Genomic DNA, 18,256 nt, shown 5'->3' on the forward strand with positions numbered 1-18,256 from the left:
TGTGTCGAGTTGCTACGGAACGAGAATCGCGCGGCCGCGGACCCGGCCGGCGTCGAGATCGTGGAGGGCGTCGAGCGCCGCGTCGAGGGGGTACTGCTTGGTGTGCAGGGTGACCTTCCCGGCCTGGGCCAGGACCATCAGTTCGGCGAGGTCGTTGTACGTGCCGACGATGTTGCCGATGACGTTCTTCTCGCCGCCGACGAAGTCGAGCGTCGGAATTCGCAGTTCTCCGCCGTACCCGATGATGAAATCCGAACCGGCGGGCGCGGTCATCTGCCACGCGTCGTTCTCCGCGCCCTGCTCGGCGACGAAGTCGAACACGACGTTCGCGCCGTTGCCGCCCGTCAGGTCCTTCACGGCCTCCACGTGGTTGCCGTCGGCCAGCACGGTCTCGTCGGCACCGATCTGCTTGGCCAGCGCCAGCGCGTCGGGGTTGCGGTCGACCACGACGATGCGGGTGGCGGTGAGTGCGGCCAGCGCCTGGATGCCGATGTGCCCGAGGCCGCCTGCGCCCTGCACCACGGCCGTCGTGCCCGGGTAGAGCAGCGGGACGGCCTTGCGCACGGCGTGGTAGGCGGTGATGCCGGCGTCGGCGAGCGCGGCGACGTCGGCGGGGTTGGTGTCGGGGTTGAGCTTCACGCACGCCCTGGCGGTGGTGCGCAGGTACTCGGCCATGCCGCCGTCGTTGTTCGACAGCCCCGGGAAGAACGCGTTCTCGCACTGCATGTCGCGGCCCGCGCGGCAGGCCAGGCAGAGCCCGCACGAGGGCTGCGGATGCAGGATCACGGTGTCACCGACCGCGACGTTGGTGACGCCCTCGCCCACCTCCTGCACCCAGCCGGCGTTCTCGTGGCCGATGACGTAGGGCAGTTCGGGGCCCATCGCCTCGGCCCACTGCCCTTCGAGGATGTGCAGGTCGGTGCGGCAGACGCCGGCGCCACCGATCTTCACGATCACGTCGAGCGGCCCAGCGAGCTTGGGTTCCGGTATGTCGTCGATCGTGGGATCGACGTGGTACTCGTGCACCCGGACGGCCTTCACCGGCATACCTCCGTGGGATGTCGTCTCGATTCCAACCCGCATCCCGATCCCAATCCCGGGCCGTAGCGGTCACAACCACGCCTATTCCACGGAGCGATAAAACGGACACGATCGACCGCGTCGACCTGCGGTCCGACCGGCTGACCTGGGGCGGCGACGAGGCCCGCGCCCCGGCGCGCCGGGTCGCCCCGAACCTGTCGGTTGGTGCTACCGACGAGTAACATCCCCGCTGTGACGACGGACACGAGCGGGGTCGGCGCACTGATGGGGCAGCTGGTCCCGTGGGTGCGCACGGTGGGCGTGGAGTTCGAGGAGGTCACACCCGAGCGTGCGGTGGCCCGGCTGCCGGACACCGCCGAGCTGCGCAACCACGTGGGCGGCCCGCACGCCGCGATGATCTTCGGGCTCGGGGAGACGGCATCCGGTGCCGTCTCCATGGCCGCCTTCGGGGCCGCGCTTGAGCGCGCGACACCGTTGGTCGTCAGCAGCGAGATCCGCTACCTGCGGCTCGCCCGCGGCCCGCTCACCGCCACCGCCGTGCTCGACCGGCCGGCGGCCGATGTGCTCGCCGACCTCGACGCGGGGGCTCGCCCGGAGTTCGCGGTCACCGTCGTGGTCACGGGCGAGGACGGCGTCGAGACCACCCGGATGTCGGTGGTCTGGACGCTGCGCCCGAACCGCCGGGATGCGACGGACTGAACCACCACGGCACGAATGGGGTCAGCCCGTACCCGGGACGGGGCACTCGCCCGGCGACGAGGCGGCCGCGCGACTAGCGTCCCTGCGGTGCATGTGGTGATCGCAGGGGCGCACGGCAAGATCGGTTTGCGGCTCGCCGCGTTGCTGGCGAGCCGCGGTGACGTGGTCACGGGTGTGGTGCGCAACCCCGACCACCGAGCCGACCTCGAGCAGGCAGGTGCGGCCGTCGCCGTCGTCGACCTGGAGTCGGCGGGTGCTGGGGAGCTCGCCGAGCACCTCACGGGCGCCGACGCGGTGGTGTTCACCGCAGGCGCCGGGCCGGGCAGCGGAGTCGCCCGCAAGGACACCGTCGACCGGGCAGCTGCCGAGCTGCTCGCCGAGGCCGCCCGGCTGGCCGGGGTCCGGCGGTACCTGCTGGTCTCCTCCACGGGGGTGGACGAAACCCTTGCGCCCGGCGCCGACGGGGTCTGGGCGGCCTACGTGGCGGCGAAGAAGGCCGCCGAGGAGGCGTTGAAGGCCACCGACCTGGACTGGACGATCCTGCGCCCCGGTGCCCTGACCGACGACCCGGGCACCGGGCGCGTGCTGCTCGCCCCGCCGCCGGTCGACCGCGCGGAGGTCACCCGCGACGACACCGCCGCGGTGCTCGCCGCTCTCCTCGACGCTCCTGGCACCATCGGGAAGGTGCTGGAGCTGCGCGAGGGCGATGACGAGGTGCACGAGGCGATCGCGGCGGTGTCGGCATGAGCGAACCGCAGAGCCGGACCTTCGACGTGGTCGTCGTCGGTGGCGGCGCGGTCGGCGAGAACGTCGCGGACTACGCGATGCGAGCGGGGCTCTCGGCCGTGATCGTGGAGTCCGAGCTGCTCGGCGGGGAGTGCTCCTACTGGGCGTGCATGCCGTCCAAGGCGCTGCTGCGCACCGGCCACGCGGTGGCGGCGGTCCGCAGGCTGCCCGGCACGACGGCCGACTTCGACCCCGCCGCAGTGCTCGCCCGCCGTGACTCCTTCACCCACGACTGGAGCGACGAGAGCCAGGTGGAGTGGGCCACGGGCGCAGGCATCGCCGTCGTGCGCGGAACGGCCCGGTTGACGGGTGAGCGCACGGTGGCGGTCGAGGGCGGCCCCGTCGGTACCGAGACGCTCACCGCCCGCCGTGCCGTCGTGCTGTGCACCGGGAGCGTCCCGATCGCGCCGCCGGTGCCCGGCCTCGACACCGTGCGCACGTGGAGCTCCCGCGAGGCCACTTCGGCCAAGGAGATCCCGGCCCGGTTGGGCGTGCTGGGCGGTGGGGTCGTCGGATGTGAGCTGGCGCAGGCGTTCCAGCGGCTCGGCTCACAGGTCACGCTCGTGCAGCACGGGCCGCGGCTGCTGGCGGCGCTCGAGCGGTTCGCCGGCGAGCGGGTGGCTGCTGCGCTGCGCGACGAGGGCATCGACCTGCGTCTGGACCGGCGCCTCGACTCCGTCTCGCCGGCGGGCGACGCCATCGAGATGCACCTCGGGGACAGCTCGGTCACGGTCGACGAGCTGCTCCTCGCCACCGGTCGGCGCCCGAACACCGACTCCGTGGGGGTCGAGGTCGTCGGGCTGGAGCCGGGGAAGCCGCTCACCGTCGACGACTCCGGGCTGGTGCAGGGCGTCGAGGGGGAATGGCTCTACGCCGCGGGCGACGTCACGGGCCGGGCGCCGTTGACCCACCAGGGCAAGTACGCCGCCCGGATCGTCGGCGCCGCCATCGGGGCCCGTTCCATCGGCGAGGAGCTCGATCTCGGGCCGTGGGGTGAGCACGCCGCCACCGCCGACCACGTCGCGGTGCCGCAGGTGGTGTTCACCGACCCGGAGGTGGCCGCGGTGGGGCTCACCGAGGACCAGGCCAGGGCCGCGGGGATCGACGTCCGCGTGGTCGACATCCCGTTCGCCGTGGGCGGGTCGTCTCTGCAGGCCGACGGCTACGACGGGGAGGCCCGGCTCGTGGTCGACGAGGGGCGCGGCGTACTGGTGGGCGCGACGTTCGTGGGCCAGGACGTGGCCGAGATGCTCCACGCGGCCACCATCGCGGTCGTTGGCGAGGTGCCGATGGCCCGGCTCTGGCACGCCGTCCCGGCCTATCCCACGATGAACGAGGTGTGGCTGCGCCTGCTGGAGGCCTACCGCACGCCCTCCTGAGGTCAGCCGGCCTGGGAGAGCGCCGCGGCGAGCCCGAGGGTCGCCGCCATCAGCGCGGTCTCGAGCGCGGCCCAGCGCAGCACCGGGGTACGCCCGGTGGCGAGCCGGCGCCGGGCGAGGGCGCCGAGGCACGCGAGCAGCAGCAGGCAGCCGGTCTTGGCGAGGACGAGCCAGCCGTAGCCGGTGGTGAAGAGCGCGGTCCAGCTCTGCAGCCGGAGCTGGGCCGTCACGACGCCGGTCAGCGTGATCGCAAGCAGGCAGCCGCCCGCCAGCCTCGAGAAGCGGGGCAGCACCGCCTCGAGCAACGGGCGGTGTCGCGCGACCAGCACCAGCATCGCCGCGAGCCCGCCGACCCACAGGCCGGCCGCGCCCACGTGCACTCCCACGGTGATGATCGCGAGCTGGTGGTCGGGTGCGGCGCCGGCATGGCCGGTCACGGAGGGGGTGATCAGGCCGAGCAGCGCGGCGACCATGGGCACGCGCACCTCGAGCCGGTCGCGGTCGTACAGCCGGACGACGCCGCAACCGAGTACGACGGCGGCGCAGCCCGCGGTCAGCACCATGCCGCGGCCCGCCGCGAGCTCGGTCGCCCACGCCACGACCTCCGTGCCGTTCAGTTCCGACACCGGACGGGCGAACGCCGACGCGACCCGGAACATGACGCCGACGATGACGACCACCAGCCAGCCGCCTGCCAGCAGCACGAGCCAACGGTCGGCCGTGGCCCGCACCCGGTTCAGGTCCCGTACCGCTCCTCCGGGCAGGTCGCGGACCTGCGGGAGCAGCGTGCCGAGCAGGGTCAGCCCGACGCACGCGACACCGGCGACGTCCATGCCGGTACGGGTGACGGACGTGCCGATCATCACCGGCAGGGTCGCGCCGGCCAGCGCGCCGGACAGGATGCTGGCCAGGATGGCGGCTCCGACCGCGAGACCGGCCCAGCTGAGCGGCAGGAGGTACCGGTCAGCCGGGCGCGGACCCGCGGTCGGGGGCGTCATCCCCTGGCCATCCGCAGTGCGGCGAACACGCCACCGCCGACGAGCACCACGGCGCCGACGATCCACGGCCAGATGGGTGCGCCACCGTCACCGGCGGGTTGCGCCGGGGCGCTCTCGGCCGCGACGGGTGCGGAGGAGGTGGGCGCCGGCGCGGCGGTGGCGGCCGGGCTCGCCGCTGCGGCGGCCCCGGGGCCTGCGGTGGTGAGGGTGAACCCGATGCTGCCGCTGACGGGGTGTCCGTCCTCCGACACCACCCGGTAGCCGATCTGGTAGCTGCCGGCCGGCCCGAGCGGGCGGACGGCGATGCTCACCGTGTCGCCGTTCGCGGTGACGTCGCCGGTCTCGTAGCGCGCCTGGTCGGGCCCGACGACGGTGAGCGTGGTGAAGCCGGGCTGCATCGTCTCGTTGAACGTGAGCGACACGCGTTGGGGTGCGGTGGACAGGCTCGCTCCGTCGGCCGGGTCGCTGCTCTCCAGCCGGGTGTGGGCGAGCGCCGGCCCGGCGCCGAGCAGCAGCGCCAGGCCACACAGCACCGTGACGGCGGCACCCCGCAGGACACCGGTGGTCATTTGCCTGCTCCTGCCGTGCGGCGGGTGCGCAGCACCGCACCCGCACCGACACCGAGGCCGAGTGCCCCGACCAGCAGACCCGCGCCGCCGAGCCAGCGGGCCGTGTCGTCGGTGGCTCCCGCGGTGGGGGCGCCGGTGGCCGATGCGCTGGTGACCAGCGCGGTCCCCGCCTCGTCGTCCGCCGGGGTCAGGGTGACGCTGGGGGCGGGCCGTTCCGGCTCGGAGCCGTCAGCAGCAGGAGGCTGGTCCCACGCCACGACCTCGCCGTTGTCGTAGGTCTGCACGGCCGGGAGCACGAGCCGGTCGGTGTCGGTGGGCAGCGGGCCGAGCGACAGCGGGAAGTCGACGAACTCGCCGGGGGCGATCCGGGTGCCGGGGTCGGCGGTCCAGGTGACGGTGCTGACGGCCTCGGTGATCGTGCGTCCGCTGCGCTGGATGGGCGGGTTCAGCGGCGCCTTGGTCATCGTCGCGGTCCAGCCGGGGCGCGGCGTGGTGCGGACGGAGGTGATCGGGTGGTCCAGCGGCAGGGTCACCTGCAGCTTGACGGTGCCCGCGGTGTCGGACTCGGTGGGTACGCGCAGGGCGACCACGGAGTAGCCGCCCTGCTGGGCGGTGCCGGGCTGGGCGGTGACGTGCGCGAGTGCCGGAGCGGCGCCGATGACGGCGACCGTCACGGCCAGCGCGCCGACGGTGCCGGCACGCAGAGCGTTCCGGCGGGCGGACGAGGACATGGGTGTCTCCCGGTGTGGGTCGGTGAAAGGGGCTGGTCAGCACCCCACCGGAGGGCCACGCCTCACATGGGCGACAGCGAGCGCGCGAGCGAGCCGCGCGGGTACGGCAGGGCCGGGCACCGCGCGGGTGGGCAGTGGCCGGTCGGCCGGAGGCGGGCTCAGGCGCCGCGGCACCACCCGCCGCAGCGCGGCGACGAGCCCCGCTCCGGCCGCGTCGGCGTGCCGCAGGACGCAGGCGAGGACGAGCGTGATGGCCACGTGCATGCCCAGCATCCCGGCCCCCGAGGACACCACCGGCGCCCCGGCGTGGTCCATCGGATGCAGCAGCACCATCAGCAGGTGCATCACCAGCTGGCCGGCACCGAGGGCCGCGACCATGCCCACGGCGGTGCGGGAGCGCTCCGCCACCGTGACGAACGCCGCCGCGAGCAGCGGGAACAGCACCACGAGCAGGGACAGCTCTGGCACGGAGCCGCCACCTGCCATGTGCCCGACGGCGGTGAGCAGCGTGGTCAGCACGGCCAGGGCCGCGCCGCGCAGCGGGCGGTGGCCGCCCGCAGAACCGCCGCTCATGGGGACCGACGGTAGCCCCGCTGCACTACGTGATGATGCCCAGGTGGGTGAGGAGGTCGATTTCGATCCGGTCGAGCTCGCCCCCGATCGCCCGGTACGCGGTGCGCCGGCGGGCGGTGGGCATCTGCTCGGCGGCCCGCACGGCGACCGACAGGTCGACCAGCCGCGGCCGGGTGTCGGCGACGAACCTGCGTGCCGCCTCCGTGGGCTGCGCATGCGTCCCCGACTCCAGCTCGCCCAGCGCCTCGGCCACCCGCGAGAGCCGCGCGTGCAGGGCACCGCCCGGACCTGCGTAGGCGGACAGCTGGGTGGGATCCACCCCCAGGCGCGCGGCCCGGTAGGCGTCCCAGCGGGCCCTGGCCACTCCGGCGAGCGCGAGGGCGTAGGGCGCCAGCAGCGGGGCGACGGCCTTGCTGACGCCGATGAGTCGCCTCGCCCTGGCCGCGGTGAGCGGCTGGCGGCTGCGGCCGTGGTCGGCCCCCGCGCTGTCGATGGCTGTCTCCGCCTTCCGCCGGGCGGCTCGCCCGGCCTTCTTCGTCTTCTTCGTCTTCTTCGTCTCGTCCGGGAGTGGCGCTGCCGTGGAGTCGGCGGAGCGCACGTCATCACCGGACCGTCGCCGGAGCCCCATCCGCTCACCCTCCTCGCGCCCGTCCGATGATCAGAACGGTGTGGTCAGCAGCTTAGGGCTCCCGCCCGGGGCTCGCTGCGGCGTCCACCCGGCGCGTCCGCGGCCCGGATCACCGGTTCGGGTGGTCGCGGCACGAACGCCGACTGTCGGTGGCGGTCATTACCCTCGTCCCTGTGACGGCAATCGAGAACCGGCCCTGTCCGGTGCGGCCCACCGGTGACGCTCCCACCGGAGCGGCCGTGGTGTCCCTCGACGCCGCCGTCACCACGCGTTGCCGTCGGCGGGTCCACCTCGACCACGATCCGGAGGCGGTCGGGCTCCCGCGTGCGCTGCCCGATCCGTCGCTCGAACAGCGCCGCGCCGACGCCGCTGCCCACCGTGCCCACATCGGCGAGCGGCTCGCTGCGGCCGCCGGTCCGGGCTGGCACGTCGTGCCCGCTTCGGCGTCCACCCGCGAGCGCATCGCCTCCACCACCGCGGCCGTCCACGCCGACGCGCCGCTGATCTGGGGTGCGGTGCTGCCCGACGTCGGTGCCGCCGGGCGTCGTGGTGGGGCCGAGCTGCTGGTCAGGGTGGCCGGCGGCGGGTACCTGCCCGTCATCGTCGTGCGCCACCGCATCACCGATCCGGGCAGCGGGGCGCTCACCTCCCCGCTCGTCGAGCCGTCACCGCGGCGCGCCCTGCCGGATCCGGCGCGGAAGGTGCGGTCCCAGCCGCGCGATCTGCTGCGCCTGGCCCACCTCAACCGCATGCTGCACGCCGCGGGCTGGGCGCCCGTGGCCGAGCTCGTGCACGGCGACCACGGCGGAGTCATCGGCATGGACGCCGACGTGGTCGTCTGGCACGACCTGCGTGCCGGCCACTGGCCCGGCGCCCGGTCCACGCTCGCGGAGTACGACACCCGCTTCGCCGACCGCACGGCCGTCGCCACGGCCGCAGCCACCGGTGCACCCGCGCTGGCCGCCCCGTCGCGCATCACGGAGTGCCGCCACTGTCCCTGGTGGCCCACCTGCGAGGCCGATCTGGAACGCGTCGAGGACGTCAGCCTCGTGGTGCGCGGTGAGCCAGCAGCGGTGCTGCGGGACCTCGGGGTGCGCACCGTCGGCCAGCTCGCCGCACTCGATCCCGCGCTCGAGCCGCCGATCCCGCCTGCCGGGGTGCCGTTCGCCGACATGATCGCGCTGGCGCGGGCCCGGCAGCGGGGGCTCTCGGTGGTGCGGCGGGTGCCACGGACGCCGGTGCTGCGAGCCGACGTCGAGGTCGACGTCGACATGGAGAGCTTCGGCGAGGCCGGTGCGTACCTGTGGGGTGTGCTGTTGCACCACCCCGGTGGTGCTCGGCCGGGAGACGAGCCCGACGGCTACCGCGCCTTCGCCACCTGGGAGCCGGTTCCCACCGTCGACGAGGCGCGCTCCTTCGCCGAGTTCTGGGCGTGGTTCACCGGCGTCCGGGAGGCTGCCCGCGCCAGCGGGCGCAGCTTCGCCGCCTACTGCTACAACGAACAGGCCGAGAACCGCTGGTTGCTGGCCTCGGCCCGCCGGTTCGCCGGGCTGCCCGGCGTCCCTCCGGTGGCCGAGATCGAGGAGTTCATCGCCGGTCCGTGCTGGGTCGACCTCTTCGCCGTGGTCAGTGAGTGGTTCCTGTGCGCACACGGGAAGGGTCTCAAGCGCATCGCCCCGGCGGCGGGCTTCTCCTGGCACGATCCCGAGGCGGGCGGCGAGAACTCGATGCGGTGGTACCGCGACGCCGTCGGCATGGACGGCGCACCTCCCGACGAGGCGCAGCGCAGGCGCCTGCTCGAGTACAACGCCGACGACGTGGCCGCCACCCGCGCGTTGCGGGAGTGGATGACCTCGGCCGCCATCGACGAGGTACCGCTCGCGACTGATCTCTGATCAGCGACGACGTCGCGGCGGCGTGATACGTGCCGCTCCTGGCCCACGCCGGTGCGTTGCACGGGCGATGATTCGGTCATGTCGCCGATCAAGCACGAACAGCGGGGCGCCAACGGCGCCGCCTCCAGCACCCACTATCTCGGCACTGCCACGGCCATGGCGGTTCTCGCCCGTGGCGGCAACGCGTTCGACGCCGCGGTCGCGGCGGGGTTCGTGCTGCAGGTCGTCGAGCCGCACCTGTGCGGCCCCGGCGGCGACCTGCCTGCGGTGTTCGTCACCGCGGGCAGCACCACCCCGCGGGTGCTGTGCGCGCAGGGCGTCGCGCCCGCTCGGGCCACCGTCAGCCTGCTGCGCGACGAGCTGGGCCTGACGATCGTGCCCGGCACGGGCCTGCTGGCGCCCACCGTGCCCGGTGCCTGGGACGGCTGGCTGATCCTGTTGCGCGACCACGGCACGATGTCGCTGGCCGAGGTGCTCGGGCCGGCCCTGCGCTACGCGGCGTCGGGGTTCCCGCTGGTGCCGCGGATCCCGACCACGATCGCTACGGTCGCCGACCACTTCCGGGAGTTCTGGCCGAGCTCGGCCGCCACCTGGATGCCCGACGGCACCGTGCCCACGTCCGTCCACCGGCTGCCGGCGCTGGCCGCCACCTGGCAGCGGCTGCTCGACGCGGCCGCTGCGGCGGGCAGCGACCGCGAGCGGCAGATCGACGCCGCCCGTGACGCCTGGTACCGCGGGTTCGTCGCCGAGGAGATCGAGGCGTTCGTCCGCACCCCGGTGCGCGACGAGTCCGGCCGGGACCACGCCGGCCTGCTCACCGCCGACGACCTCGCGGGCTGGGAGGCCACCTACGAGGACGCCCTCACCGTGGACGTCGGGGACGGCTGGACGGTGGCGAAGCCGGGCCCGTGGTCGCAGGGACCCGTGCTGCCGCAGACGCTGCAGCTGCTCAGGGACACCGAACTGCGCTACGACGACGGCGTGGCCTCGGCCGAGACGGTGCACCGGGCGGTGGAGGCGATGAAGCTGGCTCTCGCCGACCGGGAGGCCTGGTACGGCGACAGCGCACCGGTACCGATCGAAACGCTGGTGTCCCCGGAGTACGCCGCCGCGCGCCGATCGCTGATCGGCGAGAAGGCATCGCTCGAGCTGCGTCCCGGTTCCCCGGACGGGCGCGAGCCGCGCATCGGGGCGTACGCGGCGCAGCCGGGCGACAAGCACGGCGCCGGGGTGAGTGGGCTGGGGCTGGGCGAGCCGACGGTCAGCCGCACCGGTGTGATGCGCGGTGACACGGTGCACGTCGACGTCGTCGACGCCGCGGGCAACATGGTCTCCGCGACACCGTCGGGTGGCTGGTTGCAGTCCTCACCCACCATCCCTGCGCTCGGGTTCTGCCTCGGCACGCGGGCGCAGATGTTCTGGCTGGAGGACGGCCTGCCGTCCTCGCTCGTGCCGGGCAGGCGGCCGCGCACCACGCTGAGCCCGTCGCTCGGCCTGCGGGACGGCGAGCCTCGGCTCGCGTTCGGCACCCCCGGCGGCGACCAGCAGGACCAGTGGCAGCTGTGCTTCTGGCTCGCCCACACTGTGGGCGGCCTGGACCTGCAGGCGGCGATCGACTCGCCGGCCTGGCACAGCACGGCGTTCCCGTCGTCGTTCGCGCCGCGCGGGTGGGAGCCCGGCGGGCTCGTGGTCGAGTCCCGGCTCGGCGCAGCCACCCTGGCCGAGCTGAGCCGCCGCGGTCACGTGGTCACCGACCAGGGCGAATGGGCACTCGGCCGGATGTGCGCGGTGGGACGCGGCGACGGCCCGCTGCTGCGTGCGGCGGCGGACACCCGCAGCGGAGTGGGTGCCGCCTCGGCGTTCTGACCCGGCCGCGCACCCGCACCGGACTCCGGTGCGGGTGCGCCGCCGCGGCCGGCCCCGGGCGTGGAACTTGATGTTGTAACGTCATACTGGAACGACGTTCCAGTGGAGGGTTCCATCAATACGCGCCGACGCAATACCGTCCGTAGCGAGCGGGCTCGGGCCACCCGTGCCCGCATCGTGGAGGCAGCCGGAGCGCTGTTCGTGCGCGACGGCTATCTCGAGACCACGATGGCCGGCATCGCGCGGGAGGCCGGCGTCGCGGTGCAGACGCTGTACCTGTCCTTCGGGAGCAAGGTGGCCGTTCTGGAGGCCGCGCTCGGCCTCGACCCGGAGGATCGGCCCGGTGACGAGGTCGGGCAGCTCACGGCGGAGCCGGACGGGCTCCGCGCGCTGGGCCACCACGTGGCCGCCACCGTGTCGGCCATCGAGCGGACCCACCCGCTGGACACCGTGCTGCGTGCCGCGGCGGCCGATCCCGAGCTCGCGGAGCTGCTGGACCGGACCAGGCGCGCCGTGCTCGCCCGGCACGCCCAGGCGGTCGACGAGCTGGCCGAGAAGCCCGGCTTCACCGACCGGATCTCCCTGCAGCGAGCCACGGACGTCGTCGCCGCCCTGCTGGCGCCGGAGACGTACGGCCTGCTCGTCGTGGGCCAGGGATGGACGCCACCGGACTGGGCGGAGTGGGTGTGCCGGCACCTGGCCGCCGATCTCTTCCCGGGGGACGGTCGGGAGCCGGTGCCACACTGAGCTCGTGGCCATCGTCCGCACCGTCGTCCCCGCCCCCGGGCCGATCCGTGCCCTCACACTCGGTGTCTCCGACGCCGGTCTCGTGCTCGTGGCGTTCGGCGACCGTCCCGAGACGGTCGACCGGATGGCGGCGCGGCTCGGAGAGTCCGTCGTCGACGGCGCCGGGGGAACGGCGGCCGAGCAGGTCGCGGAGTACTTCTCGGGCGTCCGGCGGGTGTTCGACGTCCCCCTCGACTGGAGGCTCACCCACGGCTGGCAGCGCACGGTCCTGCAGGCGTTGTACGACACCGTGCCGTTCGGGAGCACGGTGACCTACGGGGAACTGGCGGCCAGAAGCACCGACACCCCCCGCGGCCACACGGCTGCGAGGGGTGTCGGGGCGATCATGGGGTCGAACCCGCTGCCGGTGGTGGTGCCCTGCCACCGGGTCCTGGGTGCCGACTCCCTCGGTGGGTTCGGCGGGGGCCGCGCCACCAAGGAGTGGCTGCTCGCCCTGGAGGGGGTGCTCACCCCGGCCCTGGACTTCGGGCCGGAGTGAGCCCCGCTCAGGTGCGGACGGCCTGGATGTCGATGTCGATCCGCAGTGTGCGGCCCACGGTGAGGAGGCCGGCGAGCACCGACTGGTTCCAGTCGATGGCGAAGTCGTCCCGCGACACCTCGGTGGTCGCCGAGAACGCGGCGCGGACCTCGCCGGTGAGGCCGGGACCGGTGCCGTGGTACTCCACCCGCAGGGGCACCGGTGCACTCACGTCCTTGAGCGTGAGCAGGCCCTCCACCACCCAGTGGGTGGCGTCGAGCCGGCGCAGGCCGTCGCTCTTGTAACGGATCTCCGGGTACCGCAGCACGTCGAGGAAGTCCGGGCTGCGCAGGTGCTCGTCCCGCATCTCCTCGGCGGTGTCCACGCCCGTGGGGTCGATGAGCACCTCGACCGAGCTGTTCTCCAGCGGGTCGGCCACCTGGACGTGGCCGCTGAAGCGGCGCAGCCGCCCGTGGATGCGGCCCAGCCCGATGTGCAGCGCGGTGGCCTGGATGCTCGAGTGCACCGGGTCGATCGTCCAGGTGCCCGGGGCGGGCAGGATCGCACCGCCCGCCCTGGGCAGCTGGAGCTCCCCGAGCGCGGTGACCGGTTCAGCCCCGACGGACACGGTGCGCGCCAGCGGGTCGTGCCCCGGCGCCGCGACGATCACGGTGTACGGGCCGGCCGGCAGCCCCTCGATGACGACCCGACCGTCGGGTCCGCTGGAGCCACGGGCCCGCTGCACGCCGCCCGCGTCGACGGCCGTGAGGGTGCCGCCCGCCACCGGCCAGCCGTCGAGGGTGGTCAGCTGGCCGGTCAGGGCGCTCACCGGACACCGCCGGCGTCGAACGGCTCGAACAGGTGCTCCGAGGGGGGCGCCGCGTTCGGGCCTGCCGGGTTCTGTCCGGCCGGGTTCTGTCCGGCCGGGTTCGGGTTCGCCGGGTTCGGCGCGCCGAGCTGCACCACGGTGGAGGCCTGTGCTCCCGCCGAGATGTGCACCACCTGTGCCACGGGCGCGTATCCGCTGGCGGTCAGGGTGTAGGTGCCCTCGGCGAGGTCCTCGAACGTGAACGAACCGTCCGGTCCGGTGACCGCGGAGCCGACGACCGTCCCGGTGGCGTCCACGAGCGTGGCCATGGCCTCGGCCACCCCACGACCGTTGCTCGCCGCGGTGACCGTGCCGAGCAGGCGGGAGCGCCGTGGTAGCTCGAGGTCGCGCTCGATCGTCGCGCCGACGGCGAGTCGCACGCTCACGGCGACGGGCTGGTGGCCGGGGCTCGCGGCCGTCAGCGTGTAGCTGCCGTCGGGCACGCCCACCAGCTGGAAGCGGCCGTCGGCGTCGGTGACCCGCGCCGCGGCGACGTCGCCGCGCGCATCGATCAGGGTGACCGCGGCTCCGGCCACCGCCCGGGTGCCCGAGATCAGGTCCGGGGTGCGCACCGTGCCGACCACGCCGCTCGAGCCGCTGAGCGCGACGTCGTGGCGGGCCGGGGTGCCGCCGACGGCGACCATGGCCGCGTGCGGCTGGTACGTGCCGGCCGCGGCGACCACGAGGTACGTGCCGCCGGTGCGCAGGTCCACGCGGTAGTACCCGTCGTGGCCCGTGGTGGTGCGGGCCTCCTGGCGGCCTGCCGGGTCGGCGACGGTGACGACGACCTGCGGCAGCCCGAGTCCGTCGCTGCGCGACACCGTGCCGTACACGGCAGGCCCGTTGTCGGTGGCCGGTCGGTCGGCAGGCATCCCGGCGGCGGCCGGGTAGCCGGGGACCTGGGTGGCGTGCGTCTGCTCGTGGACCGGTGCCGGGACCGCGTCGGGCACGTGGTGTCCGTTGGCCGGTGCGTGCCCGTTGCCGTTGACCGCGGCCGCGAGCGGGGTGGTGTCCTGGCTCATCAGCGCGTGTCGCCCGCCGGACCCGTTGTGGGTCGCCGCGTTGTACGCCGCCGCGCGGCTGGCCATGTCGGGCGGCGCCGCGGGAGTGTGGGCGGCGTCGGAGCTCGTGACCTGTGCGGTCGCCCCCTCGGCCGACATCGACGATCCGGCGGGCCCGGCCTCGGCCAGCCCGGCATCCTCCATCGCCCTTGCCTGTGCACCGGACATCGTGCGCAACGGGAGCTCCTTGATGAACAGCACGAACACGAACGCGACCATCAGCACGAACGCGACGATGAGGAAGGTCGCGGTCATCGAGTCGGAGAAGCCTGCGAGGAACGGCCGGGCCAGCCGCGCGTCGATCTGCTGCAGGAACGAGGAGTCGTTCAGGACGCTGGACGCGCCACCGTCACCACCGCCGGACAGGGCGGCGATCACGGGCTGGTTGACCGGGTTGGCACGCACGGCCGGGTCGGCGAGCGCGGCCTGGAACTGCGGGGTGGTGGAGGCCTTGCGGAACTCGTCGGAGATGTTGCCGGTGACCGTGCTGAACACGATCGACAGGAAGATCGCGACGCCGATCGTGCCGCCCAGCTGCCGGAAGAACGTGGTGGACGCCGTAGCCACGCCCATGTCCCGCGCCGGCACCGCGTTCTGCACGGCCAGCACGAGGGTCTGCATGGAGAGACCCAGCCCGAGGCCGAACATCAGCATGTAGAGGTCGAGCTCCCACAGCGGGATGTCGACGTTGACGCGGAAGTGCATGAGCAGCATGGCGCCGACCATCAGAGCGACGCCGATGATCGGGAAGATCTTGTAGCGGCCGGTGCGTGAGGTGATCTGCCCGGAGACGATCGACGAGATCATGATCCCGGCCACGAGCGGGAGCGTCAGGAAGCCCGCTTCCGTCGGGGTGGCGCCGTGCACGATCTGCAGGAACTGGGGCAGCAGCGAGATGCCGCCGAACATGCCGGCACCGATCACGATGCCGGCGGCCGCCGACAGCGCGAAGACGCTGTTGCGGAACAGCCGCAGCGGGATCAGTGCGTCGTCGCCGTAGTGCCGCTCGGCCACCAGGAACAGGACGAGACCGACGAGGCCGATCGCATAGCAGACGAGCGAGCGGGTGGAGTCCCAGCCCCACTCCCGGCCCTGCTCCGCCACGATGAGCAGCGGCACGAGGAACACCGCGAGCATGATGGCGCCCGGCCAGTCGATCCGGTGCGGCCGCGGGATGTGCGGCATGGTGAGCACCCGCGCCACGACGATCAGCGCGACGGCGCCGATCGGCACGTTCACCAGGAAGATCCAGCGCCAGCCGTCGATGCCCAGGATGGTGGTCTGGCCCGACAGGACCCCACCGATCACCGGCCCGAGCACGCTGGACGTGCCGAACACCGCGAGGATGTAACCCTGGTACCTGGCTCGCTCCCGGGGCGGCACGATGTCGCCCAGGATCGTCAGTGCCAGCGAGAACAGACCGCCGGCGCCGAGCCCCTGCACCGCGCGGAACGCGGCGAGCTCGTACATCGACTGCGAGAAGGTGCACAGCACCGAGCCGACGATGAAGATCGTGATGGCGGTCAGGAACAGCGGCTTGCGGCCGTAGATGTCCGACAGCTTCCCGTACAGCGGGGTGGTGATCGTCCCGGTGATGAGGAACGCGGTGGTGGCCCAGGCCTGCAGGCTCAGGCCGCCGAGGTCGTCGGCGATGGTGCGGATCGCGGTCGAGACGACCGTCTGGTCGAGTGCGGCCAGGAACATCCCGAGGGCGAGGCCCACCAGGATCGTCAGCACCTGGCGGTGGGTCAGCTCGCCCGACGGTGCCGGCGCGGCCCTGGTGGCGGGCTCCGCGGCAACTTGGGTGGACATCAGTTCTCTCCTCCTGGCCGGCGGCTGACCCGCCGGCCCGCATCCTGTACGTCGTCGGCGAAGCGGCCGAGCAGTTCGGCAAGGCGTCGGCGGGACTCTTCGGGCCAGCCGGACAGCACCGAGGCGACGAGCTCGACGCGCTTGCGTCGCCCGTCCTCGCAGATCCGGGCGCCCACGGGGGTGACAGCGAGCAGGTGGGCCCTGCCGTCGTCGGGATCGGCGCGGCGCTCGACGAGGCCGGCGGCCACGAGCTCTGCGACCTTCCGGCTCACCGTGGAGGCGTCGATGCCCACGGCGTCGGCGATGGCACTGACGCGCTGTGGCCCCTGGTCGATGAGCTGGACCAGCACATGGGCCACGGCGATGTCACCGCGGTGGCGGCGCAGCGCGGTGACGATCCGGCCGAGCCGGCCCACCTCCTGGGCGATGCGGTCGGCGATCAGGAGATCACTCTCGTCCATCACGCCTCCTTCACCTGCCGTTTGCCTTCGCTTTACTAGCGTTGTTTGTAGCAAGCAACAACTTGCTTGGGGCAAGCATGCTCGCGCGACGTCCGATCGGCAACTTGTTTGGGGCCTTCGTGCCGTGATTCCGACCACCACGTCCTCGTGGTCCGGTCGCATGGCGTATTCACAGGGCATGCTCGATGTGTTCGACCCCCGGACTTTCGCGCGAGGCGTACCGCACGACGATCTCCGGGTCCTGCGGGACACCGACCCGGTGAGCTGGCAGGACGAGCCCGAGGTCGGCATCTGGCCCGCCGGACCGGGGTTCTGGGCCGTCACGCGCTACGCCGACGTCCGCCACGTCCTGCGCACGCCGTCGGACTTCTCCTCGTCGCTCGGGGCCACCCAGATCCGCGACCCGGACCCGGCCGACCTCCCGTTCATCCGCCGGATGATCCTGAACATGGACCCGCCCGAGCAGGTCCGCCTGCGCCGGCTCGTCACCGGCGCGTTCACCCGCCGCAGGCTCGAGCAGTTCACCGAGGTGATCCGGGAGCGCGCCGCCGCCCTGCTCGCCGCGGTGGCCGCGGACCGCCACTGCGACCTGCCCCGTGACGTCACCGACGACCTCCCGCTGCAGAACCTCGCCGACCTGCTCGGCGTGCCCGTCGCGGACCGGGCCCTGCTGTTGGAGTGGACCAACCGGGTGATCGGCTACCAGGACCCCGAGCACGGCCAGGTCGTCACCGACGCGGAGGGGCGGCCGGTCAACCCGCGCTCACCGGCGATGCTCGCCGACATGTTCGGCTACGCGGAGGACCTCGCCGAGCGCAAGCGCCGCGAACCGGCCGACGACGTGATGACGGCGCTGGTGGAGGCCGAGGTCGATGGCGAGCGGCTCACCGACGCCGAGCTGAAGATGTTCTTCTTCCTCCTGGTCGTCGCCGGGAACGACACCGTGCGCAGCGCCCTTCCCGGCGGGGTGCTCGCGCTCGTCGCGAACCCGGAGGCCTACCGGCGGCTACGCGCCGATCCCGCGTTGCTGCCGTCGGCGATCGAGGAGATGCTGCGGGTGCACCCGCCGGTGCTGACGTTCCGGCGCACCGCCACCCGAGATGTCGAGCTACGGGGACGGCAGATCGCCGCCGGGGACAAGGTGGTCGTCTACCACGTCTCGGCCAACCACGACGAGCGCCGCTTCCCCGACCCGTTCCGGTTCGACCTCGCGCGCGACCCGAACGACCACATCGCGTTCGGCCAGGGCCCGCACCTGTGCCTCGGCGCCGCGTTCGCCCGGCTGCAGATGCGCGAGTTCTTCGGGGAGTTCCTGCGGCTGCCGCCCGTCGAGGTCGACGGTGAGCCCCGACGGCTCGTGTCGAACTTCATCAACGGGCTGACGAGCCTGCCGCTGCGCTGGTAGCCGGCCGCCCGAAGGGGTGAGGGCGCCCGAGCAGGCGGCCGATACCCTCCGCGCCGTGAGCAGAACTGGGCCCCGTCTCGTCGTCGCGGTGGGGCTGGCCGCCCTCGTGCTCGTGCTGACGGGGTGCGCGCAACCGGGCCAGCTGGGCCACCCCGCGCCCGAACCGCCGCCCCTGCCGGTCTCGTCCGCGACGGTTCACCCCGCGGCCCCCCCGCCACCC

At 73.5% G+C, this 18,256-nt stretch carries 17 protein-coding genes; 8 read left to right on the forward strand and 9 right to left on the reverse strand.

Annotated elements, in window-relative coordinates:
• Positions 1-12: 12 nt before the first annotated feature.
• The gene (locus tag HF577_RS10605; RefSeq protein WP_169395603.1) at positions 13-1,041 is read right to left on the reverse strand and encodes an NAD(P)-dependent alcohol dehydrogenase; all 1,029 of its coding nucleotides are present in this window, start codon (positions 1,039-1,041) and stop codon (positions 13-15) included.
• A 231-nt stretch (positions 1,042-1,272) separates the two neighbouring features.
• Between HF577_RS10605 and HF577_RS10610 the strand changes: the two genes are divergently transcribed.
• The 3 genes from HF577_RS10610 (at position 1,273) to HF577_RS10620 (ending at position 3,905) form a co-directional block, all read left to right on the forward strand.
• Entirely contained in the window at positions 1,273-1,740 is a 468-nt protein-coding gene (locus HF577_RS10610) for a DUF4442 domain-containing protein (protein ID WP_312859061.1), read from the forward strand.
• A gap of 87 nt (positions 1,741-1,827) precedes the next feature.
• Positions 1,828-2,487: an NAD(P)-binding oxidoreductase gene (locus HF577_RS10615; protein WP_169395604.1), complete on the forward strand. Its 660-nt coding sequence runs from the start codon at positions 1,828-1,830 to the stop codon at positions 2,485-2,487.
• Positions 2,484-3,905 carry a dihydrolipoyl dehydrogenase family protein gene (locus tag HF577_RS10620; RefSeq protein ID WP_169395605.1) on the forward strand — a complete coding sequence of 474 codons (1,422 nt, stop codon included), beginning with the start codon at positions 2,484-2,486 and terminating at the stop codon, positions 3,903-3,905. Before HF577_RS10615 ends, HF577_RS10620 begins: the two co-directional genes overlap by 4 nt.
• Before the next feature lie 2 nt (positions 3,906-3,907).
• Here the strand turns inward: HF577_RS10620 and HF577_RS10625 are convergent, their stop codons facing one another.
• The 5 genes from HF577_RS10625 to HF577_RS10645 are packed head-to-tail and all read right to left on the reverse strand — an operon-like array spanning position 3,908 to position 7,374.
• Positions 3,908-4,903 carry a copper resistance D family protein gene (locus HF577_RS10625; protein WP_169395606.1) on the reverse strand — a complete coding sequence of 332 codons (996 nt, stop codon included), beginning with the start codon at positions 4,901-4,903 and terminating at the stop codon, positions 3,908-3,910.
• Positions 4,900-5,472 (reverse strand): copper resistance CopC family protein, encoded by a 573-nt coding sequence (locus HF577_RS10630; RefSeq protein WP_211174067.1) that lies wholly within the window; start codon positions 5,470-5,472, stop codon positions 4,900-4,902. The genes HF577_RS10625 and HF577_RS10630 overlap by 4 nt, the downstream gene beginning before the upstream one ends.
• A complete protein-coding gene (locus HF577_RS10635; protein WP_169395607.1) occupies positions 5,469-6,203 on the reverse strand; it encodes a YcnI family copper-binding membrane protein in 735 nt (244 codons plus the stop codon). The genes HF577_RS10630 and HF577_RS10635 overlap by 4 nt, the downstream gene beginning before the upstream one ends.
• Before the next feature lie 36 nt (positions 6,204-6,239).
• Complete coding sequence (locus HF577_RS10640) at positions 6,240-6,776, reverse strand: hypothetical protein (RefSeq protein ID WP_169395608.1); 537 nt, start codon at positions 6,774-6,776, stop codon at positions 6,240-6,242.
• A gap of 25 nt (positions 6,777-6,801) precedes the next feature.
• Entirely contained in the window at positions 6,802-7,374 is a 573-nt protein-coding gene (locus HF577_RS10645; protein WP_169395609.1) for a DUF6474 family protein, read from the reverse strand.
• 212 nt (positions 7,375-7,586) lie between these two features.
• Here HF577_RS10645 and HF577_RS10650 point away from each other — a divergent pair, with 212 nt between their 5' ends.
• The 4 genes from HF577_RS10650 to HF577_RS10665 all read left to right on the forward strand — a co-directional run bounded on the left by HF577_RS10650 (position 7,587) and on the right by HF577_RS10665 (position 12,450).
• The gene (locus HF577_RS10650) at positions 7,587-9,299 is read left to right on the forward strand and encodes a TM0106 family RecB-like putative nuclease (protein WP_312859062.1); all 1,713 of its coding nucleotides are present in this window, start codon (positions 7,587-7,589) and stop codon (positions 9,297-9,299) included.
• A gap of 78 nt (positions 9,300-9,377) precedes the next feature.
• Positions 9,378-11,165, forward strand: a complete 1,788-nt coding sequence (locus tag HF577_RS10655; protein ID WP_169395610.1) for a gamma-glutamyltransferase family protein — start codon at positions 9,378-9,380, stop codon at positions 11,163-11,165.
• Positions 11,166-11,342: 177 nt separating this feature from the next.
• Complete coding sequence (locus HF577_RS10660; RefSeq protein WP_169395611.1) at positions 11,343-11,912, forward strand: TetR/AcrR family transcriptional regulator; 570 nt, start codon at positions 11,343-11,345, stop codon at positions 11,910-11,912.
• Between the two features lie 4 nt (positions 11,913-11,916).
• Positions 11,917-12,450, forward strand: coding sequence for a methylated-DNA--[protein]-cysteine S-methyltransferase (locus HF577_RS10665; RefSeq protein WP_211174068.1), 534 nt, complete (start codon positions 11,917-11,919; stop codon positions 12,448-12,450).
• A 7-nt stretch (positions 12,451-12,457) separates the two neighbouring features.
• On the opposite strand, the gene HF577_RS10670 is transcribed toward HF577_RS10665, so the two are convergent.
• From HF577_RS10670 to HF577_RS10680, 3 genes are read right to left on the reverse strand one after another with little or no spacing between them, the layout of a single operon-like run.
• Positions 12,458-13,258 (reverse strand): YceI family protein, encoded by an 801-nt coding sequence (locus HF577_RS10670; protein WP_169395612.1) that lies wholly within the window; start codon positions 13,256-13,258, stop codon positions 12,458-12,460.
• Positions 13,255-16,170 (reverse strand): MFS transporter, encoded by a 2,916-nt coding sequence (locus HF577_RS10675; protein WP_169395613.1) that lies wholly within the window; start codon positions 16,168-16,170, stop codon positions 13,255-13,257. Before HF577_RS10675 ends, HF577_RS10670 begins: the two co-directional genes overlap by 4 nt.
• Positions 16,170-16,631 carry a MarR family winged helix-turn-helix transcriptional regulator gene (locus HF577_RS10680; protein WP_169395614.1) on the reverse strand — a complete coding sequence of 154 codons (462 nt, stop codon included), beginning with the start codon at positions 16,629-16,631 and terminating at the stop codon, positions 16,170-16,172. The genes HF577_RS10675 and HF577_RS10680 overlap by 1 nt, the downstream gene beginning before the upstream one ends.
• Before the next feature lie 160 nt (positions 16,632-16,791).
• Between HF577_RS10680 and HF577_RS10685 the strand changes: the two genes are divergently transcribed.
• Entirely contained in the window at positions 16,792-18,036 is a 1,245-nt protein-coding gene (locus HF577_RS10685) for a cytochrome P450 (RefSeq protein ID WP_169395615.1), read from the forward strand.
• Positions 18,037-18,256: the final 220 nt, after the last annotated feature.

The sequence above is a fragment of the Pseudonocardia xinjiangensis genome (assembly GCF_012911925.1).
Taxonomy (GTDB): Bacteria; Actinomycetota; Actinomycetes; order Mycobacteriales; family Pseudonocardiaceae; genus Pseudonocardia; species Pseudonocardia xinjiangensis.

Bases quoted from the DNA above. Each gene is read 5' to 3' on its own strand.
- HF577_RS10620 (WP_169395605.1), top strand. From the start codon at position 2,484: ATGAGCGAACCGCAGAGCCGGACCTTCGACGTGGTCGTCGTCGGTGGC.
- HF577_RS10625 (WP_169395606.1), bottom strand. From the start codon at position 4,903: ATGACGCCCCCGACCGCGGGTCCGCGCCCGGCTGACCGGTACCTCCTG.
- HF577_RS10630 (WP_211174067.1), bottom strand. From the start codon at position 5,472: ATGACCACCGGTGTCCTGCGGGGTGCCGCCGTCACGGTGCTGTGTGGC.
- HF577_RS10635 (WP_169395607.1), bottom strand. From the start codon at position 6,203: ATGTCCTCGTCCGCCCGCCGGAACGCTCTGCGTGCCGGCACCGTCGGC.
- HF577_RS10640 (WP_169395608.1), bottom strand. From the start codon at position 6,776: ATGAGCGGCGGTTCTGCGGGCGGCCACCGCCCGCTGCGCGGCGCGGCC.
- HF577_RS10655 (WP_169395610.1), top strand. From the start codon at position 9,378: ATGTCGCCGATCAAGCACGAACAGCGGGGCGCCAACGGCGCCGCCTCC.
- HF577_RS10675 (WP_169395613.1), bottom strand. From the start codon at position 16,170: ATGTCCACCCAAGTTGCCGCGGAGCCCGCCACCAGGGCCGCGCCGGCA.
- HF577_RS10680 (WP_169395614.1), bottom strand. From the start codon at position 16,631: ATGGACGAGAGTGATCTCCTGATCGCCGACCGCATCGCCCAGGAGGTG.
- HF577_RS10685 (WP_169395615.1), top strand. From the start codon at position 16,792: ATGGCGTATTCACAGGGCATGCTCGATGTGTTCGACCCCCGGACTTTC.